Source organism: Algibacter sp. (assembly GCF_029245835.1).
GTDB lineage: Bacteria > Bacteroidota > Bacteroidia > Flavobacteriales > Flavobacteriaceae > Algibacter_B.
This window is the reverse complement of the sequence record NZ_JAQWOO010000040.1, coordinates 15,081-38,415: the sequence shown is the minus strand read 5'-3', so window position 1 is coordinate 38,415 and position 23,335 is coordinate 15,081. Positions and strand designations below refer to the sequence as shown.

Genomic DNA, 23,335 nt, shown 5'->3' with positions numbered 1-23,335 from the left:
TTAAAAAGTAAATTTAATTTTAGGTTGCTAGTTGATGATGCTCATGGCTTTGGGACATTAGGTGCTACTGGAGCTGGAGCTGGAGAAGAACAAGGTGTTCAAGATCAAATAGATGTGTATTTTGCCACATTTGCTAAGTCTATGGCAAGTACTGGAGCTTTTATTGCTGCCGATAAAGAAATTATTGATTACTTAAAATATAATTTACGTTCTCAAATGTTTGCAAAATCTTTGCAAATGCAATTAACGGTAGGGGCTTTAAAGCGTTTAGAAATGCTTAAAACCATGCCTGAGCTAAAAGCAAATCTTTGGAAGATTGTTAATGCGTTACAATCTGGTTTAAAAGAACGCGGTTTTGATATTGGTACAACGCAAAGTTGTGTAACACCGGTCTATTTAAAAGGAAGTATTCCTGAAGCGATGGCTTTAGTTAGAGACTTGCGCGAAAATTACGGAATATTTTGTTCCATAGTGGTTTACCCTGTAATACCTAAAGGTTTGATTTTATTAAGAATGATTCCTACAGCGACGCATACTTTACAAGATGTATCAGAAACTTTAGATGCTTTTGATGCGATAAGAGAACGATTAGATAATGGTACTTATAAACGCCTTTCTGCAGCTGTAATGGCGGCAATGGGTGAGTAGATATCTTAAGGGTTTAAATAAAAAATCCGATTCAATTTTGAATCGGATTTTTTATTACACGATATTTTTTCTAAATGTTTTTCTACGTTTATAAACTTCAGGGAAGAAGTGTTTCCATATTTTTTTAATTGCCTCATTATCTTCTAATTCTGGTGTTCTATAACATGTTTCAATGCCTTTTTCTTTGAATGTTTCGTAGTATTCGTTAAATATTACAGCATGAACACCCTTATTTTGATAATCGGGGTGAATGCCTATTAAATAAAAGATAACGTCCTTACTGTGTTTTTTCGCATGCATAATATGTCTAAACCCAAAAGGAAATAACTTACCATTCATTTTTTGTAAAGCTTTAGAAAAAGCAGGCATAACGATGGCAAACCCAACCATATTGTCATCTTTATCAACAACAAATTTGATGTATTCTGGGTTTATAAAACTGATAAACTTCTTTTTGAAATATGCTTTTTGAACATCATTAATAGCAACAAATGAAGATAATGATGCGTAGCTTTCATTGAATAAGTCAAACATTTTATCTGCATAAGGCATAACCTCCTCAGTTTTTGTAAGCTTTAAAGGCGTCAGTTGATAACGTCTTTTAATAAGCTCTTGTGCTTTTTTAAAAAACTTTGGCTTTACATTTTCAAAAGGAAATTTACTTTCAGAATAGGATTTCTCTACGTTATAACCGGCGGCTTCATAATGCTTTACATAGTACGCGTGGTTGTACCAAGTAACCATAGATGCTATAGATTCAAAGCCCTCTGTCATAACACCAACTTTGTCTAGATTAGAAAATCCCACAGGACCTTCAGTGTAATCTAAATTGTGTGTTTTTCCAATTTCTTCAACTTTGTTTAAAAGTGTTTTCGATACTTCTAAATCATCGATAAAATCAAACCACCCAAAGCGCATTTTTTTTTGATTTTGCTCTTTTACCTCCAGCCAATTAACTATAGTTGCAATTCTACCAACAATAGCCCCATTTTTATAAGCTAAATATAAAATGGCATTGGCATCATTAAATACGGGATTCTCCTTTTTACTAAAAGTCTTCATTTCTTGACTTATAATAGGAGGAACCCAATATTTAGAATCTTTGTATAGTGTAAATGGAAACTTTACAAAAGCTTTTAAGTCTTTGTTAGTTCGAACTTCTTTAAGTGTTATCATAGTGTATTGATGCAAGTTGATGGTTGGTTATTCATCAAAATCTGTGTCTTTCTTTTTTTGTTTCTTAATTTTGTTTTCTAAAACGTCTTCTTTTTTGCGCTTCTTTTTATTTTTTCCTTTTCTATTGAATCTTCTTTGACCTTCATCTTTCGCAGAAGTGCCATTGTCTATTTCTTTGTCTTTGTGAAAATCTAAACGGTATGAAGCCCCAAAATTTACACTAAAAACCGAAGGTGTGTCTTTTGTGTTAAAAGTTAGAGCTGTATCTAATTGGAAATCTTTACTCCATAAATAGGCACCACCAAACCTAAAAAGGTTATCCGCGTAAAAATCACTTTTAATGCCTTGAGTTTCTCCAAAAATAACCCATTTAGGACTGAAAGAGTGTGTTAGGGTTAGTATGTATTGAAAATCTGATTGATCAGTTCCTATTCTATCTTTAATTAAGTTCATTACAAAAACCCAGCCGCCAGAGAAATTATTTTGTGTCGCAATCATGACTTTGGGGCTAAAACCTTCAACTCCTGAAAACGTATACGGGTTTGGTTTCGAGTCATAGTTAGCGCCTAAATACACTGAAACAGCAGGTATTAAAGATTTCCATTTAAACTGTCGGTTTGCTTTCCAGCTATAAAGATTAGGTTTATCTTCTTCAGCATTTTTATAGGGGTCGAAAACTAAATACTTTGCACCAATAGCTAGGAATCTGAAATTAGCTCGACTCTCTTCATTTGAAAAATTTGAATTAAATGTTTTTGTATCATTTTGGTAGGTCCCTTCAATATTCAATTCTAATTCTTCAAAAAGCAATCCATAACGCGCGGCAAAATCTATTCCAAAACCTGAAACTTCATAGGCGACAGCTGGCGTTCTCTCTTCTTTAATACTATATGGGCCAATTTCAAATTGAGCAACATTGGTTCCGACAGAAAAAGCACTTCTAGAAACGCCTGGTCGGTTAGAGTTTATAACATCAGTATATTGGCAAAATGCTTGAGAGGTAGCTAAACATAGTAGGAAAAAAAGTGTATATTTAATTGGGGTCATAATTCTGGGTTTAAAACTTTCTTTAAGAAAATGTAATATTCAAATATAGATATTTTATATTTTTTTTATCATTCTTGAGGGTTTTTTAAACAGATAGAATTGTATTTTTGTAATATATTATAATAAAATCTTAAAAATGGGTTTATTAAGAACCATACTTATAATTGCCTTAGTTTATTACGGAATTAAAATACTTTCAAGAATATTTGCGCCTTTTTTACTAAAATACGCTGCAAAAAAAGCCGAAAAACGTTTTGGAGATCAGTTTGGACAATTCAGTAAAGGGCAGAAACAAGAACCTCTAAAAAAGGAAGGTGAAGTTACTATAGATAAGATTCCTAATACTAAAGCTTCAAATAAAGATGTTGGGGATTATGTAGATTACGAAGAAATTGACTAATTTTCGAAATCATTTTTCATAAATCAGGTTCATGCAATTTTCAATTAAAAAATTATTACCTCACGTACTGGTTTTACTAGGTTTTGTAATTATTTCTCTGGCGTATTTTAATCCTGTTTTAAAAGGAAAAGCGATATATCAAAATGATATCGTGCAATATATCGGCATGAGTAAGCAGCAAACCGATTTTAAGGCTGAAACTGGAGAAGAAACCTATTGGACTAATAGTGCTTTTGGAGGGATGCCAACGTATCAATTGGGGGCAAGATATCCGCATAACTATATTAAGAAACTAGATTCAGCGTTACGTTTTTTGCCAAGACCAGCAGATTATTTATTTCTATATTTATTGAGTTTTTATGTGTTTTTATTAGTGCTCAAAGTAGATTTTAAACTTGCAGTGCTTGGCGCCTTAGCCTTTGGGTTTTCAACGTATTTAATTATCATTCTTGGTGTTGGACACAATAGTAAAGCGCATGCTATAGCTTATATGCCACTGGTTTTAAGTGGTATTTTATTGGTGTTTCAAAAACGATATATTGTTGGTTTTTTATTAACGACTATAGCAATGGGGCTTGAATTGGTTGCAAATCATTTCCAAATGACTTACTACCTAATGTTTTTAGTGATTGTTTTAGGTATTGCTTATTTAGTTGATGCTTATAAAAAGCAGATGCTTACACACTACTTTAAATCTATTGGTGTTTTAGTTGCAGCTGTTGCTTTGTCAATAGCTTTGAATGCTACAAATTTTTTGGCAACAAAAGAATATGTAAAAGAAAGCAAACGAAGTAAAAGTGAACTCACAATAAATCCGGATAGGTCGCCTAAAGAAGTTACTTCTGGATTAGATAGAGATTATATTACCCAGTTTAGTTATGGTATTACAGAAACATTTAATTTGTTTATTCCTCGATTTACAGGAGGGGGGAATGCTGAAGATGTTGGAAAAGATTCTGCAACCTATGAAGCGTATAGAAAATTAGGGGCTACAACCACTCAAGCGGCTCAAGAAGTTAAACGTGCACCAACCTATTGGGGCGACCAGCCTATAGTTGAGGCACCAGCTTATGTAGGTGCAGCTATCTTGTTTTTGTTTGTCTTTGCCTTATTTTTAGTAAAAGGCCGATTAAAATGGTGGCTCGTTGGAGGAACGCTATTTTCTTTGTTATTATCTTATGGAAAGAATTTAGGGTTTTTAACGGATTTCTTTATTGATTATATACCGTTATATAACAAGTTTAGGGCAGTAAGTTCTATTCAAGTGATTTTAGAGTTATGTATTCCTGCATTAGCGATTTTTGGTCTAGTTAGATTGTTTAATGATTTTGAAAGTAAAGACGATAAGCTTAAAGCTTTGAAATATTCAGCGATTATAACTGGAGGAATAACATTGGTGTTTTTGTTGTTTAAAGCGTCATTATTCGATTTTGTTGGTTCCAATGACGGTTTTTACCGTCAGAGTTACGGACAAGATTTTGTGGATGCTTTAAAAACCGATAGAAAATCATTATTTACACAAGATGCCATTCGAACGTTAATTTTAGTATTACTATCTGCTGGAGTTATTTATTTATTTATAAAGGACACACTAAAAGAGCGACTGGTTATTGTCATTTTTGGTGCTTTAATACTCTTTGATTTGGTTGGTGTTGATAGGCGTTATGTTAATAATGATGACTTTGTTTCTGGAGTAAAAATGAGCAAGCCTTTCCAAGCTTCGGAGGTAGACAAATTTATTTTAAATGATAAATCACATTACAGAGTTTTTGATTTGGTTTCAGGACCTTCAAAACCGTCGTATTATCATAATTCTTTAAATGGTTACAATGCTGCAGAATTAAGACGTTACAGAGAAGTGTTTGATTTTTATATCGCTCAAAATAATATTAATGTGTTGAATATGTTTAATACAAAATATATTGTAGCGCAAGATGAAAAAGGAAATGCTTATCCTTATGAAAATGAAACAGCAAATGGCAATGCATGGTTTGTGAAATCATTAAAAATGTTGGATTCTGCTACTGAAGAAATTAAAGCCTTAGATAGTTTAGATAGTAAAAATAAGGCTGTTTATTCACCGCATAAAGCTCTTGAGTATTTTAAAAACATTAAAAATGATTATGTAATTGATTCTTTAGCAACTATCAAGCTTACAGAGGTTAAACCAAATTACTTAAAGTATCAATCTAATAATACAAACAAAGGTTTTGCTGTGTTTTCAGAGATTTATTATCCTGATGGCTGGAAAATATTAATTGATAATGAAGAAGTGAATCATATGCGTGTGAATTATATTTTACGTGGTATGGAAGTTCCTGCAGGAAAACACACAATAGAATTTAAATTCGATCCAGATGTGGTTAAAACAGGGAGTAAAATAACTTTAGCGAGTTCTATTTTACTTGGGCTGTTGTTGATTAGTGGATTGTTTTATGAGTTCAAGCGAAATAATAAACCATCAAAAGTGTAGTTTGCATTCCTGCGAAGGCAGGAATCTTTAAAATCCAAACGCTCTTAAAAAGATTCCCTTTTTCAAGGGAATGACAAAAATGGATAAAAAAAAAGTACTCATAATCACTTATTATTGGCCACCAGCAGGAGGTCCTGGGGTACAGCGTTGGTTAAAGTTTGTAAAATATCTTCCAGAATTTAATATCGAGCCAATAGTTTTTATTCCTAAAAACCCAAATTACCCCATAGTTGATGAAAGTTTAGCTGCTGAAGTTTCTAAAGCTATTACTGTAATTAAGCATCCTATAAATGAACCATATAAATGGGCTAAATTTTTATCTAAAAAATCATCCAAAACCATTAGTAAAGGCATTATTTCTGATAAAAAAGAGCAATCCTTTATAGAAAGAGCGATGCTTTATGTGCGGGGTAATTTTTTTATTCCAGATGCTAGAGTAGGCTGGGTAAAGCCTTCAGTATCTTTTCTTTTAGATTATGTTGAAAAAGAAAATATAGAAACTATTGTTACAACAGGTCCGCCACATAGTGTGCATCTTATAGGTTTACAATTAAAACAGAAACTAGGTGTAAAGTGGATAGCGGATTTTAGAGACCCATGGACAACTATTGGTTATCATAAACAATTAAAGTTGACGCCAGCTTCAAAAGCAAAACATAGGTCGCTTGAGAATCAGGTGTTAAATGTTTCGGATCAAATGATAGTCACGAGTTTTACTACTAAAAAGGAGTTTGAAAAAATAACAAATACACCTATAGAGGTTATTACAAACGGTTATGATAACGAAACTGATGTGAATTTTAAAATGGATTCTAAATTTACATTGTCGCATATCGGGTCGTTGTTATCAAAACGAAATCCGGAAGTTTTATGGCGGGTTTTGAGTGATTTAGTAACTGATTATGATGGTTTTTCAAAAGAATTTCAGCTTAACCTCATAGGTTCTGTTAGTAACAAAGTATTAGAATCTCTTGAAGGTTATAGTTTAATAGATTATGTAGTTAATGTAGGTTATGTTTCTCATAAACAAGCTGTTGAATTTCAAAAAAAATCTCAATTATTACTTTTAATTGAAATAGATTCAGAAGGTACTAAGTGCATCATTCCTGGAAAATTATTTGAGTATATGATTTCTAATAGACCTATTATTGCTATTGGACCTAAAGATTCAGATGTTGAAAAAATCATCAAAGAAACCAATACCGGCCAATACTTCAATTACTATGATTACGACTCGTTAAAAAGAATTATCTTAGACCACTTTAAGGCTTTTCAGAATAAAACATTACAGTCGCATCCTATAGGTTTGCAAAAATACCACAGAAAAGCGCTTACTGAATCATTAGCTAATTTATTATAATGGGAGTCGTTGCCTCACAATCCTTTAAAAATATCATTTCTACCTATTTAGGGTTTTTTATAGGCGCCATTAACACCTTATTTCTATACACGGAATTCCTAAGTGATGAGTATTACGGTATGGTGGGCTATATGCTATCCTTGGCCTATGTAATTATGCCGTTAATGGCTTTCGGAGCGCATAATACTTTAGTTAAATTCTACTCTTCTTTTAAAACCAGAATCTCGTTAAATAGTTTTTTAACGCTCATGTTGTTTTTACCAATATGTGTCATAATTCCATTATCACTTATTATTTATATGAGTTATGACGTTATTGCTGGCTTCTTATCAGAGAAAAATGAAATCATAAAAAACTATTTATGGCATACCGTAATTATTGCTATTGCATTAGCTTATTTTGAGGTGTTTTTTGCATGGGCTAAAGTACAAATGCAAACGGTTTTTGGGAATTTTATGAAAGAAGTGTTTCATAGAGTGGGCGCTATGTTATTATTGTTCTTATTGCATTTTGAAATTGTAAACCTTGAGCAATTTATGTTAGGGCTTGTAATGATTTATGTGTTAAGAACTCTTGTAATGAGTATACATGCATTTAGTGTAAAACTTCCAGTTATTATTTTTAAACGAGTAGCTAATTTGCGTAATATTCTAAAATATTCAATTTTAATTATCATTGCAGGCTCAGTAGCTACTATACTTTTAGATGTTGATAAAGTGATGTTAGGGCAGTATATTGATATTAAAGAGATTGCTTATTATAATGTGGCTATTTTTACGGCCTCAGTAATAGCAGTTCCTCAACGTTCTATGCATCAAATATTATCACCATTATCTGCTAAATATCTAAATGAAAAAGATTTTGATGCTTTAGAAGATTTATATAAGCGTAGTTCATTGAATCTATTTATAGTTGGGGGTTTTATTTTTTTACTGATAGTTTTAAATATTAATCAGCTTTATTATATAATTCCAGAAGAATTTAGTAGTGGTTTATTGGTGGTTTTTATGATAAGCTTTACAAAACTTTATGATAATGTTTTAGGGAGTAATAATGCGATTTTATTTAATAGTGATTATTACCGAATCGTTTTAGTTTTAGGTGTTTTTCTTGTAATTTTAATGATATTATTAAATGTTATTTTCATACCTATCTTAGGAATCAATGGTGCTGGTATTGCTACTTTTATTGCCATTTTTGGATATAACTCTATAAAACTATTCTTTGTTTATAAGAAGTTTAAAATGTTCCCTTTTACAAATTCTACTTTAAAAATTGGTATACTGTTAGTAGCGACTGTTTTATTCTTTTATTTCTGGGAGTTTCCGTTCCATCCCATTATTAATATAGGCTTAAAGTCTACGCTAATTACTTTAATTTATGTGTTTGTTGTGTATCGACTTAATTTTTCTGAGGATATTTCGATTTTGATAAAGAAGTATTTGAAGTTGAAATAAAACTATTTGCAATTCCGCACTTCGACTGCGCTCAGTGTAAACTGTGAAAACCTTAAATTAAAAGTTATTTTAAAAAGAGATTTCCGCCTACGTGGAATGAAAAAAAACTCTAAAAACGAAAAACCCCGCGATGCTGCTTTGAGGCATACATTTCGCAGGGCTTTCCTAACTAACCAACCAAAATTTTTATGATCGTCTTCTTGTTGAAGTTGTCGATCTTGTATTGTTGCTAGAACTACTTCTACTTTGTGTTGCTTTAGGCGTTCTGCTTTGCGTAGACCTTGTAACTGTGCGTTGTTGCGTTGTTCTTGGTTTACTTACAGTGCGCTGTGCAACTTGCGTATTTCTAGTATTATTATCACTTCTTTTATATGTACGAGTATTTGTGCTTTTTGGTTTTTGAACCGTTCTAGTTTTTTGTTCACGTTTTACCTCAATGGCTCTTGTATTCGGTGTATTGTTACTTCTATTAACCACTGCACGCGTTTTTCTAGTATTATTTATTTGAGAATTATTTTCAGAGGAGGTTCTTCTTGTGCTTGTGTTTTTCCTTTTTGATGCATCTCTGTTAACAGTAGATGATGTGGTTCTTCTGGTATCTCTATTAATCGAACCATTATCGCGTCTGGTTGTTTGTCTTTCTCCAATTTTATTATTAGTTCTAGTACTTCTATTTGTAGTACTATTGCCAAGTCTTGAAGTTGAGTTATTACTAGCAACAGCTCTTCTAGAGTTTGCGCTTCTGTTAACTTGAGTTACGTTTCTCGTGCTTCTATTTACTGTAGTATAACTTCTGTTTCTAGAAATTGTGTTTCCGCTTCTGGTAGCAATAGCTGTTCTAGGTCTATAATTATTATAAAACGGCCTATTATAAGTGTAACGAACTGGGTTGTAAAACTGTCTGTAAGGCCTGTTATAAACCACGCAGTAATTGCGAGCAGGAATGCTATAATATCTGTGCCAAGGTCTAAAAACATAAGCTCTGTTATAGATGTTTATAAATCCAGTATAATGGGAAAAAATGTTGTTTCTATAATATACATTTAAGCCTCCAATGCGGTTTATATGGCCAAAGTTGTTGTAGAAAATGTTTACGTTTCCAGCTTGACTAATACGTCCGTAATAATCATAATAAATAGGGATATTTTCAATCTGAATAATGGCTCCAAATTCATCATACTGCACGTAAGCATTATAATTGTAACCCGAGTTAAAGCTGATGCTTGTGTTTCGAGAATTAAAATTAACGCCAAAGCGCGAATTGTTTCTCAGGATATTAAAATCGAATTGTCCATCTCTAAACACAGAAAACTCAATACCATCTACATTAAATATAAAAGAGTTTCCATAACCTCCATAATACGTTGCTACTGCATTTGCGTTTGCCTCTATGTTGGTTGTAGTTGCGTTAACAGTGAATCCTGTGAGGACTAAACCTGCTAATAAGAATATAAACTTTTTCATAATTGTAAATTTTAAGGGTTACTGTTTTAGTATCTACAAACAGCGTGCCAAAAAAATGAAATAGCCTTTAAACCCTTTTGTATAAAAGGAATTTAGTTGTTGACTTTTTTTAAGTTGAAAAAGGAGCACTTCGAATTTGTAAGAAAAAAACAGCATTTCGTTTAACTCTATAATAGTTATTCAATAAAAAGTTATGCTTAAGAAGAAATTAGTGTTCGTATTATTAATGTTCAATTTATTTAATTTAACAGCTCAAGTAAATCAGGGTATAAAACTGAGAATAGAACCAGGAGTTCTCATGTTTTCAGATATAGAAAATTTAGGATTATTACTGAATATTGAGCCGAAACTTGAAATTTCAGATAATACTGCCATTGGAATGCGTTTTGGGGTTGTTTTAAATGCTCAACAGTTTAAAAAAATTAGTTCTGATTTTTTTTTAGACGATGAATCTGATAATGCTGTTATTTCGTTTACACCTACTTTTGATTATTATTTAAATAATGATAAACATTGTCCTTATTTAGGTTTGGGTTTAAGGTATTATGTGTTTAGTTATGTAGATCTTTTGCGTAGAAACGGTTCTTCAGAAGAACTGGAGGGAAGTATGAATAACAAAATAGGCTTGCTTTTAAGAGGTGGATTCGAATCAGGTAAGACAAGAGTTGGATTGGAATACAACTTTATTCCCAAAGCTGATATTGAAATACAAAGTGGTGAAAAATTGGAACAGTTAGTAGTGTCTATTTCGGGCTCTGTATTGGATTTATAATTTGAGCTCTCCAGCTTTAATTTGTGTCCCTAAGTATTGTATTTACGTAGCTTCTTTTAAAATTACTTCCATAATAATAATGGCTCTGGTTAGAATTGGTATTAAAATCAAATCTTCTATCAGGAAAAAATAAAAACTCAATACCACATTCCATTAACATAATGGGTTGTGTGAAGTGATAGTTTTTCTTTTTTGCTAGCTTTATTTTTGTTTTAGGCTGTTTAATTCTGTTGCTGATTACAAGTACTAGTAATACTCTTTTCTTAATCATAAAGATTTTATTTTGCCTTCTCTATAGTTTTTCAGATTTCATTTTGTTAACTGGTTTTAATAAGCATGCTAAAAGTGTTAGTGTTTGATTATAAAACTTATAGTTCTTGCCGAATGTTAAATCTTTTTTTTACTTTTATAGAAACCAATCTTTTTTTATGTCTAACCAATTAGAAACTTGTAAAAATTGTGAAAAGCAGTTTAAAGAAAGTTTTAAATTTTGTCCGCATTGTGGACAGCAAGTCAAAGACGAGCTCACTGTTAAGGTGTTGTTTTATAACACAATAAGCAATTATTTTTCTTTTGATGCGCGGTTTTTTAAAAGTTTTCTGCCTTTACTTTTTAAACCAGGCTTCTTAGCTAGCCGATTTATAGAAGGGAAACGTTTATTGTATTTGCATCCAGCGCAAATGTATTTGTTTATTGCCGTGGTGTTTTTCTTTTTGTTTTCATTTGTTCAGAGAAGTCAGGTTCAGAGTTTAGATAATACGATTGCCAAAACACTGAATCAACATAAAGTAACTGATACGATTAGAAATGATTTTGTTAAACATTCTATTAATGCCATACAATTTTCTAAGCAGAAAACAGAAGATTCTATTACTAGACTCGAAATTCGAGAAACTCTAGAGAAAAATAAGTTTATCCATGGATTTTCTGATGAAAAAACTGACCCGCTGGTTGAAGTCGAAGATTTTAGAAAGAATGACATTGTTAGTTTTGATGTCGCTACTAAAACTATAGATTCCTTAATAGCTATAGATGCACCAGATGAAGTTATTTTTACAACCATGGGGATGGATGCCGATGCGGGTGCTTTTGAAAGACGATTTGCTAAACAGGCATTAAGGTTTTACAAATCGAGAAAGGGTGGAAGTATTCTGCAAACGTTTTATGATACCATACCAATTGCGATGTTTTTCTTATTGCCAATTTTCGCGCTTATTTTGAAAATTTTATATAGAAAACAAGGTTTGTATGCACACCATTTGGTGTTTAGTTTTTATTTTTTCTCGTTTCTATTTACTGTGTTTAGCATCATTCTTGCAGTTAATTTTATTGTGGATATCCCAGATTGGATTGATTGGTTGGTCGCGTTGTCTACCTTTGTGTATTTATACTTAGCATTAAGGCGCTTTTATCAGCAAGGGATTTTCAAAACCTTTTTTAAAACTAGTATGACGACGTTTCTGTTTTTATTATTGGTGGCGCCATTAACAACGTTTATTTTAGGGGTGTTTGCGTTTATGTTTTATTAAACTTTAACGATTAGTTTAATTGATGCTGTATGCTTTTTTGCGTTAGGGATTGCAGTGGCATCCTTTTTAATGCATTAACGCAATAAATAAGATTTAGTACTAAAATTAGCAGATTGCCAAGTCGCTCGCTCCTTGCAATAACACTTTAAAAAGATATAACGTAAAGCCCGACCTTTAGGTAACGCCCAAATAATTATTGTTATTAAACTACAGTTTTTCTTTTAAATACGTACCAGTTTCGGATGCTTTTACTTTTATAATGTCTTCGGGAGTTCCTGAAGCCACTAAGTTTCCGCCTTTTTCACCTCCTGTAGGACCGAGGTCTATAATGTGGTCTGCACATTTTATTAAATCGATGTTGTGCTCTACGACTATAATGGAATGGCCTTTGGCGATTAAAGCATTAAATGACTTTAAAAGTTTTTGAATATCGTGAAAGTGTAAGCCTGTTGTGGGTTCGTCAAAAATAAATAGGGCTTTATCTTTATTATTCCCTTTGCCTAAAAACGAAGCCAATTTAATACGCTGCGCTTCGCCACCAGAAAGCGTAGAGGAGCTTTGACCTAAGGTAACATAACCCAAACCTACGTCTTGTAAGGGTTGTAATTTATTTTTAATTTTAGTTTGCTCTGTAGTTTCAAAAAAGGCAATAGCATCATCGATGGTTGAATTTAGAATATCGTCAATATTTTTATCTGCAAACATCACTTCAAGCACTTCTTTTTTAAAGCGTTTGCCTTTGCAGGTTTCACATTCTAAATGCACATCGGCCATAAATTGCATTTCAATGGTTACTTCACCTTCGCCTTTACAAGTCTCACAACGACCGCCATCTACGTTAAAAGAAAAGTGTTTAGCTTGGTAATTTCTAATAGCACTTAATTTCTGTTTTGAATACAAGGCACGAATATCATCATAAGCCTTTATATAGGTTACTGGATTAGATCTGGAGGACCTTCCGATTGGATTTTGGTCTACAAATTCTATATGTTTTATATTGCTAAAATTGCCTTCTAAAGCTGTAAATTGACCTGGTTTATCTCCAAAATCAGTTAGTTTTTTTTGCAATGCAGGGAATAATATTTTTTTTACTAAGGTGCTTTTTCCGCTTCCTGAGACACCAGTAATTACGGTAAGCATGCCTAACGGAAATGTAACATCGATGTTTTTTAGGTTGTTTTCGCGCGCTCCAATAATATCTATATGATATTTTGATGTTCTTCTTGTTTTAGGAACTTCAATTTTTAGTTCTTCATTTAAGTATTTTGCTGTTAACGATTCTGATGCTAGAATATTGGTATAAGTACCATCAGCAACTACGTGACCACCAGATGTTCCAGCTTCAGGACCAATATCAATAATATATTCTGCGGCTTTCATAATATCTTCATCGTGCTCCACTACAATAACTGTATTGCCTAAATCGCGCAACGATTTTAACACCGAAATTAAGCGTTCGGTATCTTTTGGATGGAGGCCAATGCTGGGTTCGTCTAAAATATACATAGAGCCTACCAAACTACTACCTAAAGAGGTTGCTAGATTTATACGTTGGCTTTCGCCCCCTGAAAGCGTGTTTGATTTTCTGTTTAACGTTAAATAATCCAGACCAACATTAGTAAGAAATGATAATCGATTATTAATTTCCTTTAATAATCTATTGGCGATTTGGGTGTCGTAATCATTTAATTCTAATTGATTAAAGAAGTTTGCTAGCTTATCTATAGGCATTTCAACTAAATCGGTAATTGTTGAACCTGCAATTTTTATATAATTAGATTCAATACGCAAACGCTTACCGTTACAGACTTTACATTTTGTTTTTCCACGGTAACGTGATAGCATGACACGGTTTTGAATTTTGTAAGCTTTAGATTCTAATTCTGCAAAAAATGAATTTAATCCTTCGAAATATTTATTTCCTGTCCAGATTAGTTTTTTTTGAGCATCGGTTAATTCGAAATAGGGTTTATGAATTGGAAAATTGAATTTATGGGAATTATTAACCAATTGATCTTTATACCAGCTCATACTTTCTCCGCGCCAAGGGAAAATAGCGTTTTCGTAAACAGAAAGTCCTGTGTTTGGGATTACTAAATCGTCATCAATTCCAATAATATCACCATACCCTTCACATTTAGGGCAGGCACCATAAGGGTTATTGAAACTAAATAAATGGACATTAGGTTCAAGAAAAGTGATGTCGTCTAGCTCGAACTTACTGCTAAAAGACCGTTGTTTTGTGTTGCTTAAATCTTCTATGACACACTCGCCTTTACCTTCAAAAAAAGCGGTTTGTATGGCGTCTGCTAATCGATTAAAATAATCTTCTTCATTTTTCGTGATGATTCTATCTACAACCAATAAAACGGTATCTTTTTTTGAAATAGATTCTGCTTCATCAATTCGTAAAATAGTATCATTAACTTTTATTCTAGCATAACCTTGTTGATTTAATGTTTTTAGTTTGTCTTCTATAGTGCGTCCTTCTTCTAAGTGAATAGGAGCAAGGAGCAGGAGTCTTTTGCCTTCAGTAAATGTTTTTAAATAATTTAAAACATCTGTAACGGTGTCTTTTTTTACTTCTAAACCAGAAATTGGCGAATAGGTTCTGCCAATTCTAGCAAATAATAATTTTAAGTAATCATAAATTTCTGTGGTTGTGCCAACTGTTGAACGAGGGTTTGTAGAATTTACTTTTTGCTCAATAGCTATAGCGGGAGAAATACCTTTTATATAATCTACTTTTGGTTTATTTAATCGCCCTAAGAACTGGCGTGCATAACTCGATAGGCTTTCAACATAGCGTCGTTGGCCTTCTGCGTAAAGCGTATCAAAAGCTAAGCTAGACTTTCCAGAACCTGATAAACCCGTAATAACTACTAATTTATTTCTAGGAATAACAACATCTATATTTTTCAGGTTATGCAGTTTTGCACCTTTGATAATGATGTTTTCTTTTGCGTTTACTTCGGAAAGAATAGTGTTCATAGATTTTTTAAGGGAATAATTTGCAAAGATAATACAAGTCAACGAGCATAAAAAATAACCATTTGTCGAATAAATTGTTAAAAAAAATGCGATTTATTGTTTTTTAGGAACGATTGTTGTTATATTTGAAACTTATAATAACTTCATAAACACGCATCTATAGTATAAAATTACTTTTAAACTTAATAACCCCAAGCAACGAAGACTTACTTCTTGCACTTAAAAGTAAATATTATGCAACGACAACTTATTACAGATGCTACCTTAGTTAGTAACTACATTAAAGGAGACGAAAGTGCGCTAGAAATTTTAATTAAAAGGCATAAACAGAGAATTTATAGCTTCATTTATTCTAAAGTATACGATAGAGACGTTGCTGAAGATATTTTTCAAGATACTTTTATAAAAGTGATTCGCACGCTAAGACGTGGCGCTTATAATGAAGAAGGTAAGTTTTTGCCATGGGTGATGCGTATTTCGCATAATTTAGTAATTGATTACTTTAGAAAGAATAACCGTATGCCTAAATTTCATAATACAGGCGAGTTTAGTATTTTTTCTGTATTAAGTGATACGACATTGAATGCGGAAAAAACGATTATTAAAGAACAGGTTGAAAATGATGTAAGGCGTTTGGTAGACGAGTTACCTGATGATCAAAAAGAAGTTTTGATGATGCGTATTTATAATGATATGAGTTTTAAAGAAATATCTGAAAGAACGGGCGTTAGTATTAATACGGCTTTAGGAAGAATGCGTTATGCCTTAATTAACTTGCGTAAGATTATTGAAAAGCATAATATCGTTTTAACTAATTAATACAATAAAGTGAATTTTGCTTCGTTATTGGTGTAAATAATCCCTTAACTAAAAAAAATGGCAAAAATTTACTCTGAAAATTCTATTAAAAAAATAGATAATCTCGAACCGCGAGAAGAAACGGTTAATTTTCTTCTAAATTATTCTAAAGCTTTAAGTGTTATAGATTATAATAAAATGAAGTTTGAAGCGCTTCTAAATTAATTTTTTAAAAGTCCTGATTTTGTAAAAAAAAATCAGGACTTTTTTAATTTATAATAATTGTCTAGGATAGTTTGCCTACCAATAGTTTTAGTGATAATATCTTTTTCTAAATCCCAGCCTCTTGCTGGAGAGTATTCGCGTCCGTACCAAATAATTTGAAGATGTAAATCATTCCATAACTCTTTTGGGAATAATCTTTTTGCGTCTTTTTCGGTTTGAGCTACATTTTTTCCATTGGTTAAATTCCATCGGTACATTAATCTGTGAATGTGGGTATCAACAGGGAATGCAGGAATACCAAATGCTTGAGACATTACAACGCTAGCAGTTTTGTGGCCTACAGCAGGTAATTCTTCTAAATCTTCAAAGCTTTGAGGGACTATACCATTATGTTTTTCAATAAGAATTTTTGATAAACCATAAATGCCTTTACTTTTCATAGGTGACAATCCGCAAGGTTTTATGATTTCCTTTATGTCGTCTACAGATAGTTTTGCCATATCATATGGGTTATCTGCTTTAGCAAAAAGAATAGGTGTTATTTTGTTTACTCGAACATCTGTACATTGTGCAGATAACAATACGGCAATTAATAAGGTATATGGGTCTTTATGATCTAGCGGAATCGGGATTTCAGGATAAAGTTTATATAATGTATTAATAACAAAATTTACCTTTTCTTGTTTAGTCATAAGTTGTATTTTTGATAAAAATCAAAGTTAAGATTATGAAATGAGCATAACTAATAATTTATGTGTGATAAAAAATTATTGTTAATCGAATTCCATTTGACGAGCTTAAAAAATTAAATTTGCAAATGAAAACATTAAAACAAGGGGATGCTGTTCCTAATTTTACGGCAAAAGACGAACAAGGAAATACCATTTCGTTAAGTGATTATAAAGGAAAAAAACTAATCGTGTTTTTTTATCCTAAAGCAAGTACTCCAGGGTGTACGGTAGAGGCTTGTAATTTAAGAGACAATTACAAAGAGTTGCAAGCTCAAGGTTATGAGTTGCTTGGTGTAAGTGCAGATTCTGAAAAACGTCAAGCTAATTTTAAAAATAAATATGAGTTCCCTTTCCCGCTTCTAGCAGACGAAGATAAAACTGTTATTAACGCTTTTGGTGTTTGGGGGCCAAAAAAGTTTATGGGTAGAGCATATGATGGAATTCACAGGATGACATTTTTAATAAATGAAGATGGTGTTGTTGAGCGTGTTATTGAAAAAGTGAAAACTAAGGAACACGCAGCTCAAATATTGGCATAAAAAAAATCGGCTATCCTAAATTAAAATAGCCGATTTTAAAAATTTATTTTTTCTTTTGAGATTTTCTTCGGTTAAGTGTTAGAGGTCTTCGGGTATATCCAAATAACCTATAATCCTTTATTAACTCAGCAGTTCCTTCTGGAACCATCTCTTCCCAACCACTTTCTCCATTCGTAATCATGCGTAATATATCTCTAGAAAATATATTCATAATACTTTCGTCGTAATCTATAATATCAATAACTTTCCCATTGTATTTGAAGAATTTATATAATTCTTTCATACGCGGATAAACTTTTAAGTTTTCGCTAGTAATAAGTTCGCCTGTTTTGGCATCATTCATAGGGTATAGATATACTTTTAAGTCTTTAAAGAATAATTTACCAAACGCTTCTAGTATCCCTCCACTCATATGGCGGTAATATTTTTCATCAAAAATATCTACTAAATTACTAACACCCATGGCTAACCCCATGCGTGCTTTTGTGTAGTTTGAAAAGTACTCAACTACCTTAAAGTATTCTTGGAAGTTAGATATCATAACAGACTGCCCTAAAGAACATAACAAGTCTGCTCTATCTATAAAATCTTGTTCGTCGATTTCGCCTTCAGCTCTTAAATTTGAAAGGGTAATTTCGAAAACAACGACAGTTTTCTTTTCATCAACCTTGTTTTCTTTAATAAACATTTCGTATGATTTCTCATACATAGCCATATTTACTTTTGTTACGGGTCTAAAGCTACCTCGAAGTGCTAAAATGTTTTTCTTGTAAAATACGCGAGCTGGTAAAACATTTGTTCCGTCAGGGCCAAACATTACGGCATCAGTCATGCCATTTTTAACCAATTGTAAGCTCATCAATCTGTTATCAATGTTTTCAAAAACAGGTCCGGAAAAGTTTATAGTATCTATTTCTATTTGGTCCTTGTCTAAATGATCATATAAATAACGAAGTAATTTCTTGGGCTCGTTATACTTGTAAAAAGCGCCGTAAATTAAATTTGTTCCAAGTATACCTAGGGTTTCTTGTTGTAATCTGGCGTCAGTTTCTTTAAAACGAACGTGAAGAATAATTTCATTATAATCAGCGTTTGCTTCTACTTGATATTTTATTCCAACCCATCCATGACCTTTAAATTGTTTTGCAAAATCTATAGTAGCTACAGTATTAGCATAAGTAAAAAATATTTTATTTGGATTTTTTTCACGAGTTAACCTGTTTTCCATTAAGTCCATTTCGTGTATAAGCATTTTTCTTAAACGGGCTTCGGTAACATAGCGTCCATCATCTTCGGCTCCGTAAATGGCATCGCTAAAGTCTTTATCGTAAGCAGACATGGCTTTAGCAATAGTTCCTGAGGCGCCACCAGCTCTGAAAAAATGACGACAAGTTTCTTGTCCAGCACCAATTTCAGCAAATGTTCCGTAAATATTCTCGTTTAAGTTTATGCGAAGGGCTTTTGATTTTAATGAAGGGATGTCATCAAATTTTTTATCTCCTTTAATGGTAATTTCCATATTCTTTATAGGTTACGTCTTGTATTTACAAAGGTATCAAATAAGTATAGCAAACAAAAAAATAAAGTTATTTTTGTACAAAACTTAAGATATTTGAAAATTACATTTTTAGGTACTGGTACATCTCAGGGGATTCCTATTATTGGGAGTGATCATCCAGTTTGTTTAAGTGACAATCCAAAAGATAAGCGCTTGCGTGTTTCTGTTTTAGTAGAATGGGATAATTTTGCTTATGTAGTAGATTGTGGTCCAGATTTTAGGTATCAAATGCTAAGGGAAAATGTAAAAAAAATTGATGGTATTGTGTTTACGCATGAGCATTCTGATCATGTTTTAGGTTTGGATGATATTAGGCCTTTCTATTTTCGACAAGGTGATATTCCTATTTACGCACACAAACGTGTTTTAAAATCTATCAAAAAACGTTTTGATTACGTGTTTAAAAAAGAAAATAGATATCCAGGAGCGCCAGAAGTGGTCACAAATAGGGTTAAGAATAAACCTTTTAAGTTAAATGATTTAGAGGTAATACCTGTGAACGGAAAGCATAATGAGCTTCAGGTATTCGGATTTAGATTTAAGGATTTCGCATATTTAACAGATATGAAAACAGTTTCTGATAAAGAAATTAAAAAAATTAAAAATGTGAAAGTATTAGTAATTAATGCTTTGCGTATTAAGCCGCATCAATCACATTTTAACTTAGAAGAAGCTTTGGAGTTTGTAGAGAAAGTAAATCCAGGAACGGCTTATTTGACACATATTAGTCATTTGTTGGGTTTTCATGAAGAGGTTGAACGATCATTGCCAAAACGGGTGTTTTTGGCTTATGATGGATTAAAAATAACAGTTTAAATTTTAAATATAATGAAGCAAAGAATTTTTATGTATTTGTTTGTTTTTGCAGCACTATTGGTCGTTTTTCAGTATGTAAACTCGAAACGTATTTTTGAAGCCATAAATAAAAAGTTAGAGACTAGTAATTCTCAGCTTAAAATTTATAAAGATTCTGTTGCTGTGTTGCAAAATGATATTTTAGAAGTGTCTCATTTTAATTTGAATAGAAACGAAGATGCTATGAGTTATTTTGAGAATGAAGGCTATAAAATAGATGAACTCATTCCTTTTATAAAAGACGAACTTTATAAGTTGAACGAAGCGAAAGGAGAACATCCTATAATTCCTTATGCTGCTAGTGAAGGAAGAAAAATGTTGTTAAACACCGTAAAAATGCTAAATCATAAATGGATAATTGCAGATTTCTCTGATGGTCAATACTGGGGTGAAATTTTTTTAACTTATGAAATTACAAACAAAAAGGAATTGAAGTTTAATTTAGTGGATCACTTCTTATATCCTATAAATTAGAATTATTTAATTCTATAAGCAATACCTTTTTCTTTTCTTTTCTTTTCACCTTCGTTAAAGGATGCTTTAGCGTATTCAAATGTATACGAACTATCTGTTGTGGTTAGTATTTTCATGTGAATAGGGTCTTTTTCAGAGATAGATTTGGGATTTATCTTATATAAAATAAATTCACAATCATTTATCCATTTCACTTCAGAGCTATCAGTTTTTCCGTCATAAAAATTGATGCTATAGCGCTCTGTTCTTTTAAAATCTCCGCTTTTAGCAACTCCGTCTACATTATAATCAAAACGATATGCACCGGTTTTATAGTCATTGCAGTTTCTGGTTGTTTCGTAGCAGCTAGAAAGACTTAATAAGGCAAGGCAAAATAAAAATCTCATAAAAAAAAGTATTAAAATGCAAAGCTAAGAAACTATATAATCAATTGTCATAGTTTTTAAAACTTCCGTCAGAATAAAAAATAACAATACGGTCAATAGTTTTGTCTTTTTTAACTTCTGCTATCAAATTTTTATGATTGGACTCAGGAGGTGTTATATCTTCTATGGTGTCTACAGTTTTTTCTTCGGAAGGGAATTTGCCCTTGCCATTAAATAACCAATACAAATCTACTTCAGGGAAGGCGGAGAGGATCTTCAAAATAAAGTCTAAACTAGGTTTGTTTCTGCCTGACAAAATATGAGAAATACTTGAGCGTTGAACTCCAATTTTTTCAGCGAAAGAAGAAGCGGATTCGCCATAGTAATCAATGATTTTTTGGAGTCTTTTTATGAAGTCTTCAGTGTTTATCATTGTGAATTTAGGTTTGGGCTTTTTTAGTGTTACAAATGTAACAATATAAATTAAAATAAAGAAATTTAGTATTATGATTTGGTTGTTTATGTAATATTTTTAGTTGACATAGTTGTATTTAATTAATTGATTTATAAATATTTAAAAACATTTTTTTATTTATATAAAAAAAATAAAATGTGGTTTACAATTCTAGATCAAATTTGTTTAATTATGTAAACAAAACCTTAAAAATAATTGTTTACAAATGTAAAAAAGTAAATGTTTACATTTGTCTACATAAATAATTAGTATGCAGATAGAAGATTTAAAAGCGTTGTTTTCAAGGTATAAAGAAGGGCGCATATTTCATAGATACATCACCAATAAACACATAGAACCTTTGTTGGATGATTTGGTAAAATTTATAAATTTTGAAACCATAGGAGAATCTGTTTTAGGTAATCCTATTTATGGATTAAAAATTGGTAAAGGTGAAAAGAGAGTTTTAATGTGGTCTCAAATGCACGGAAATGAATCTACCACAACAAAGGCTTTATTCGATCTTTTAAATACCCTTTTAGATTCAAAATCTAAGCTTACACATATACTAGATAGTTGCACTTTATATATTATCCCTATTTTAAATCCCGATGGCGCTCTGGCTTATACGCGTATAAACGCAAATGAAGTAGATTTAAACAGAGATGCACAAAATTTAACACAGCCAGAAAGTAATGTTTTGCGCAAAATATTTGAATCGTTTAAGCCTCATTATTGTTATAATTTACACGGACAACGTACTATTTTTAGCGCTGGAACAACAAATCATTCTGCAACAGTTTCATTTTTATCACCAGCACAAGACGATGATTGTACTTTAACGCCTAATAGAAAGGTTGCGATGGAAATAATAGGCGTTATGAATATAGCCTTGCAAAAAGTTATACCAAATCAAGTGGGTGTTTACGATGATGCGTTTAATCTGAACTGTGTAGGAGATACGTTTCAAAATGAAAACATACCAACTATACTTTTTGAAGCTGGACATTTTGATGATGATTATGAACGGGAGCAAACAAGAGAATTAATTTATATGTCTTACTTGATTTCCTTAGATTATATCTCAAAAAATGAGATTAACGGGAGTGGTTACAAACCCTATTTTGATATTCCTGAAAATGACAAATGTTTTTTAGATATCATTATTAGAAAAGCGAAAGTCAATAATGAATTGGTGGATGTAGGCATTCAGTTTCAAGAATATTTAAATGGCAATACCATTGAATTTATGCCAAAAGTTATTAAGATTGAAAGATTAGATGGTTTTTATGGGCATAAAGAGATTGAAGCTAATGGTTTTGAGGCTTTAGGTGTAGGTGGAGAATTATTAAAAGAAGGTTACGAAAACGTTTGCGTAATATTGAATAATGAAAAAGTAATGCTTTTATCGAAATAAAACATACAAATTTTACTATATTTCTAATGAAAATGTATTAATTTCGTCTCTTATTTAAGAATAGTGAATTATGGGAAAAATTAAATTAGACGAAATCGATCATCAAATTCTTGACATGTTAATAGATAACACAAGAATTCCATTTACTGATATTGCTAAAAAATTATTAATATCAGCAGGTACAGTTCATGTACGTGTTAAGAAAATGGAGGAAGCAGGTATAATAAAAGGCTCGTCATTGATGCTAGATTATAAAAAATTAGGATATTCTTTTATTGCTTATGTAGGCGTTTATTTAAATAATACCTCTCAAACAAAATTTGTTTTAGAACGTATAAACGAAATTCCTTATGTTACTGTAGCGCATATTACAACAGGTAAGTTTAATATTTTTTGTAAAATTAGGGCTAGAAGTACAGAGCATGCTAAAGAAGTTATATTTTTATTAGATGATATAGAAGGTGTTTATAGAACCGAAACGTTGATTTCTCTTGAAGAAAGTATAAATGATAAAAAGCGTTTGATGCATTCTATATTTAATGATATGTAAAGTTTATTTCAAATAAATTATTTGTAAAAGCCCTAATTCGGGGCTTTTTTTA

At 31.8% G+C, this 23,335-nt stretch carries 23 protein-coding genes; 14 read left to right on the top strand and 9 right to left on the bottom strand.

Annotated elements, in window-relative coordinates; all coding sequences use genetic code 11:
• Positions 1-648 (top strand): aminotransferase class I/II-fold pyridoxal phosphate-dependent enzyme (locus P8K68_RS07185; protein ID WP_300249017.1); only part of this gene is annotated, 648 nt, incomplete at its 5' end.
• 54 nt (positions 649-702) lie between these two features.
• Here P8K68_RS07185 and P8K68_RS07180 read toward each other — a convergent pair.
• Positions 703-1,824 (bottom strand): GNAT family N-acetyltransferase, encoded by a 1,122-nt coding sequence (locus P8K68_RS07180; protein ID WP_300249016.1) that lies wholly within the window; start codon positions 1,822-1,824, stop codon positions 703-705.
• A 27-nt stretch (positions 1,825-1,851) separates the two neighbouring features.
• A complete protein-coding gene (locus P8K68_RS07175; protein WP_300249015.1) occupies positions 1,852-2,871 on the bottom strand; it encodes a transporter in 1,020 nt (339 codons plus the stop codon).
• A 136-nt stretch (positions 2,872-3,007) separates the two neighbouring features.
• Between P8K68_RS07175 and P8K68_RS07170 the strand changes: the two genes are divergently transcribed.
• The 4 genes from P8K68_RS07170 to P8K68_RS07155 all read left to right on the top strand — a co-directional run bounded on the left by P8K68_RS07170 (position 3,008) and on the right by P8K68_RS07155 (position 8,561).
• On the top strand, positions 3,008-3,271 hold the full coding sequence (locus P8K68_RS07170) for a DUF4834 family protein (RefSeq protein WP_300249014.1): 264 nt from the start codon (positions 3,008-3,010) through the stop codon (positions 3,269-3,271).
• A 31-nt stretch (positions 3,272-3,302) separates the two neighbouring features.
• Positions 3,303-5,744: a YfhO family protein gene (locus P8K68_RS07165; protein WP_300249013.1), complete on the top strand. Its 2,442-nt coding sequence runs from the start codon at positions 3,303-3,305 to the stop codon at positions 5,742-5,744.
• A 79-nt stretch (positions 5,745-5,823) separates the two neighbouring features.
• Positions 5,824-7,104, top strand: coding sequence for a glycosyl transferase family 1 (locus tag P8K68_RS07160; RefSeq protein ID WP_300249012.1), 1,281 nt, complete (start codon positions 5,824-5,826; stop codon positions 7,102-7,104).
• Positions 7,104-8,561 carry a polysaccharide biosynthesis C-terminal domain-containing protein gene (locus P8K68_RS07155; RefSeq protein ID WP_300249011.1) on the top strand — a complete coding sequence of 486 codons (1,458 nt, stop codon included), beginning with the start codon at positions 7,104-7,106 and terminating at the stop codon, positions 8,559-8,561. The genes P8K68_RS07160 and P8K68_RS07155 overlap by 1 nt, the downstream gene beginning before the upstream one ends.
• A gap of 186 nt (positions 8,562-8,747) precedes the next feature.
• On the opposite strand, the gene P8K68_RS07150 is transcribed toward P8K68_RS07155, so the two are convergent.
• Complete coding sequence (locus P8K68_RS07150) at positions 8,748-10,025, bottom strand: hypothetical protein (protein WP_300249010.1); 1,278 nt, start codon at positions 10,023-10,025, stop codon at positions 8,748-8,750.
• A gap of 193 nt (positions 10,026-10,218) precedes the next feature.
• Here P8K68_RS07150 and P8K68_RS07145 point away from each other — a divergent pair, with 193 nt between their 5' ends.
• Positions 10,219-10,797 carry a hypothetical protein gene (locus P8K68_RS07145; protein ID WP_300249009.1) on the top strand — a complete coding sequence of 193 codons (579 nt, stop codon included), beginning with the start codon at positions 10,219-10,221 and terminating at the stop codon, positions 10,795-10,797.
• 16 nt (positions 10,798-10,813) lie between these two features.
• On the opposite strand, the gene P8K68_RS07140 is transcribed toward P8K68_RS07145, so the two are convergent.
• Positions 10,814-11,068 carry a hypothetical protein gene (locus P8K68_RS07140; RefSeq protein ID WP_300249008.1) on the bottom strand — a complete coding sequence of 85 codons (255 nt, stop codon included), beginning with the start codon at positions 11,066-11,068 and terminating at the stop codon, positions 10,814-10,816.
• Positions 11,069-11,225: 157 nt separating this feature from the next.
• Here P8K68_RS07140 and P8K68_RS07135 point away from each other — a divergent pair, with 157 nt between their 5' ends.
• Positions 11,226-12,326, top strand: a complete 1,101-nt coding sequence (locus P8K68_RS07135; RefSeq protein WP_300249007.1) for a DUF3667 domain-containing protein — start codon at positions 11,226-11,228, stop codon at positions 12,324-12,326.
• A 207-nt stretch (positions 12,327-12,533) separates the two neighbouring features.
• Here P8K68_RS07135 and uvrA read toward each other — a convergent pair whose 3' ends face one another.
• A complete protein-coding gene (gene uvrA / locus P8K68_RS07130) occupies positions 12,534-15,317 on the bottom strand; it encodes an excinuclease ABC subunit UvrA (RefSeq protein WP_300249006.1) in 2,784 nt (927 codons plus the stop codon).
• A gap of 234 nt (positions 15,318-15,551) precedes the next feature.
• Between uvrA and P8K68_RS07125 the strand changes: the two genes are divergently transcribed.
• Entirely contained in the window at positions 15,552-16,136 is a 585-nt protein-coding gene (locus tag P8K68_RS07125; protein ID WP_300249005.1) for a sigma-70 family RNA polymerase sigma factor, read from the top strand.
• A 57-nt stretch (positions 16,137-16,193) separates the two neighbouring features.
• Positions 16,194-16,340, top strand: coding sequence for a hypothetical protein (locus tag P8K68_RS07120; RefSeq protein ID WP_300249004.1), 147 nt, complete (start codon positions 16,194-16,196; stop codon positions 16,338-16,340).
• A 32-nt stretch (positions 16,341-16,372) separates the two neighbouring features.
• Here P8K68_RS07120 and nth read toward each other — a convergent pair whose 3' ends face one another.
• Positions 16,373-17,032, bottom strand: coding sequence for an endonuclease III (gene nth, locus P8K68_RS07115; RefSeq protein ID WP_300249003.1), 660 nt, complete (start codon positions 17,030-17,032; stop codon positions 16,373-16,375).
• Between the two features lie 125 nt (positions 17,033-17,157).
• On the opposite strand from nth, the gene bcp reads away from it, so the two are divergent.
• The gene (bcp, locus tag P8K68_RS07110) at positions 17,158-17,610 is read left to right on the top strand and encodes a thioredoxin-dependent thiol peroxidase (protein ID WP_300249002.1); all 453 of its coding nucleotides are present in this window, start codon (positions 17,158-17,160) and stop codon (positions 17,608-17,610) included.
• Positions 17,611-17,653: 43 nt separating this feature from the next.
• Here the strand turns inward: bcp and P8K68_RS07105 are convergent, their stop codons facing one another.
• Positions 17,654-19,129 (bottom strand): TonB-dependent receptor, encoded by a 1,476-nt coding sequence (locus P8K68_RS07105; RefSeq protein ID WP_300249001.1) that lies wholly within the window; start codon positions 19,127-19,129, stop codon positions 17,654-17,656.
• A 93-nt stretch (positions 19,130-19,222) separates the two neighbouring features.
• Between P8K68_RS07105 and P8K68_RS07100 the strand changes: the two genes are divergently transcribed.
• Entirely contained in the window at positions 19,223-19,984 is a 762-nt protein-coding gene (locus tag P8K68_RS07100; protein WP_300249000.1) for an MBL fold metallo-hydrolase, read from the top strand.
• A gap of 12 nt (positions 19,985-19,996) precedes the next feature.
• Entirely contained in the window at positions 19,997-20,497 is a 501-nt protein-coding gene (locus P8K68_RS07095) for a hydrolase (RefSeq protein WP_300248999.1), read from the top strand.
• A gap of 2 nt (positions 20,498-20,499) precedes the next feature.
• Here the strand turns inward: P8K68_RS07095 and P8K68_RS07090 are convergent, their stop codons facing one another.
• Both P8K68_RS07090 and P8K68_RS07085 read right to left on the bottom strand, forming a co-directional pair.
• The gene (locus P8K68_RS07090) at positions 20,500-20,883 is read right to left on the bottom strand and encodes a hypothetical protein (RefSeq protein ID WP_300248998.1); all 384 of its coding nucleotides are present in this window, start codon (positions 20,881-20,883) and stop codon (positions 20,500-20,502) included.
• Positions 20,884-20,923: 40 nt separating this feature from the next.
• Positions 20,924-21,295 (bottom strand): helix-turn-helix transcriptional regulator, encoded by a 372-nt coding sequence (locus tag P8K68_RS07085; protein ID WP_300248997.1) that lies wholly within the window; start codon positions 21,293-21,295, stop codon positions 20,924-20,926.
• A gap of 292 nt (positions 21,296-21,587) precedes the next feature.
• Between P8K68_RS07085 and P8K68_RS07080 the strand changes: the two genes are divergently transcribed.
• Together P8K68_RS07080 and P8K68_RS07075 are read left to right on the top strand one after the other, a co-directional pair.
• The gene (locus P8K68_RS07080; RefSeq protein WP_300248996.1) at positions 21,588-22,733 is read left to right on the top strand and encodes a M14 family zinc carboxypeptidase; all 1,146 of its coding nucleotides are present in this window, start codon (positions 21,588-21,590) and stop codon (positions 22,731-22,733) included.
• Positions 22,734-22,803: 70 nt separating this feature from the next.
• The gene (locus tag P8K68_RS07075) at positions 22,804-23,283 is read left to right on the top strand and encodes a winged helix-turn-helix transcriptional regulator (protein ID WP_300248995.1); all 480 of its coding nucleotides are present in this window, start codon (positions 22,804-22,806) and stop codon (positions 23,281-23,283) included.
• Positions 23,284-23,335 lie beyond the last annotated feature (52 nt).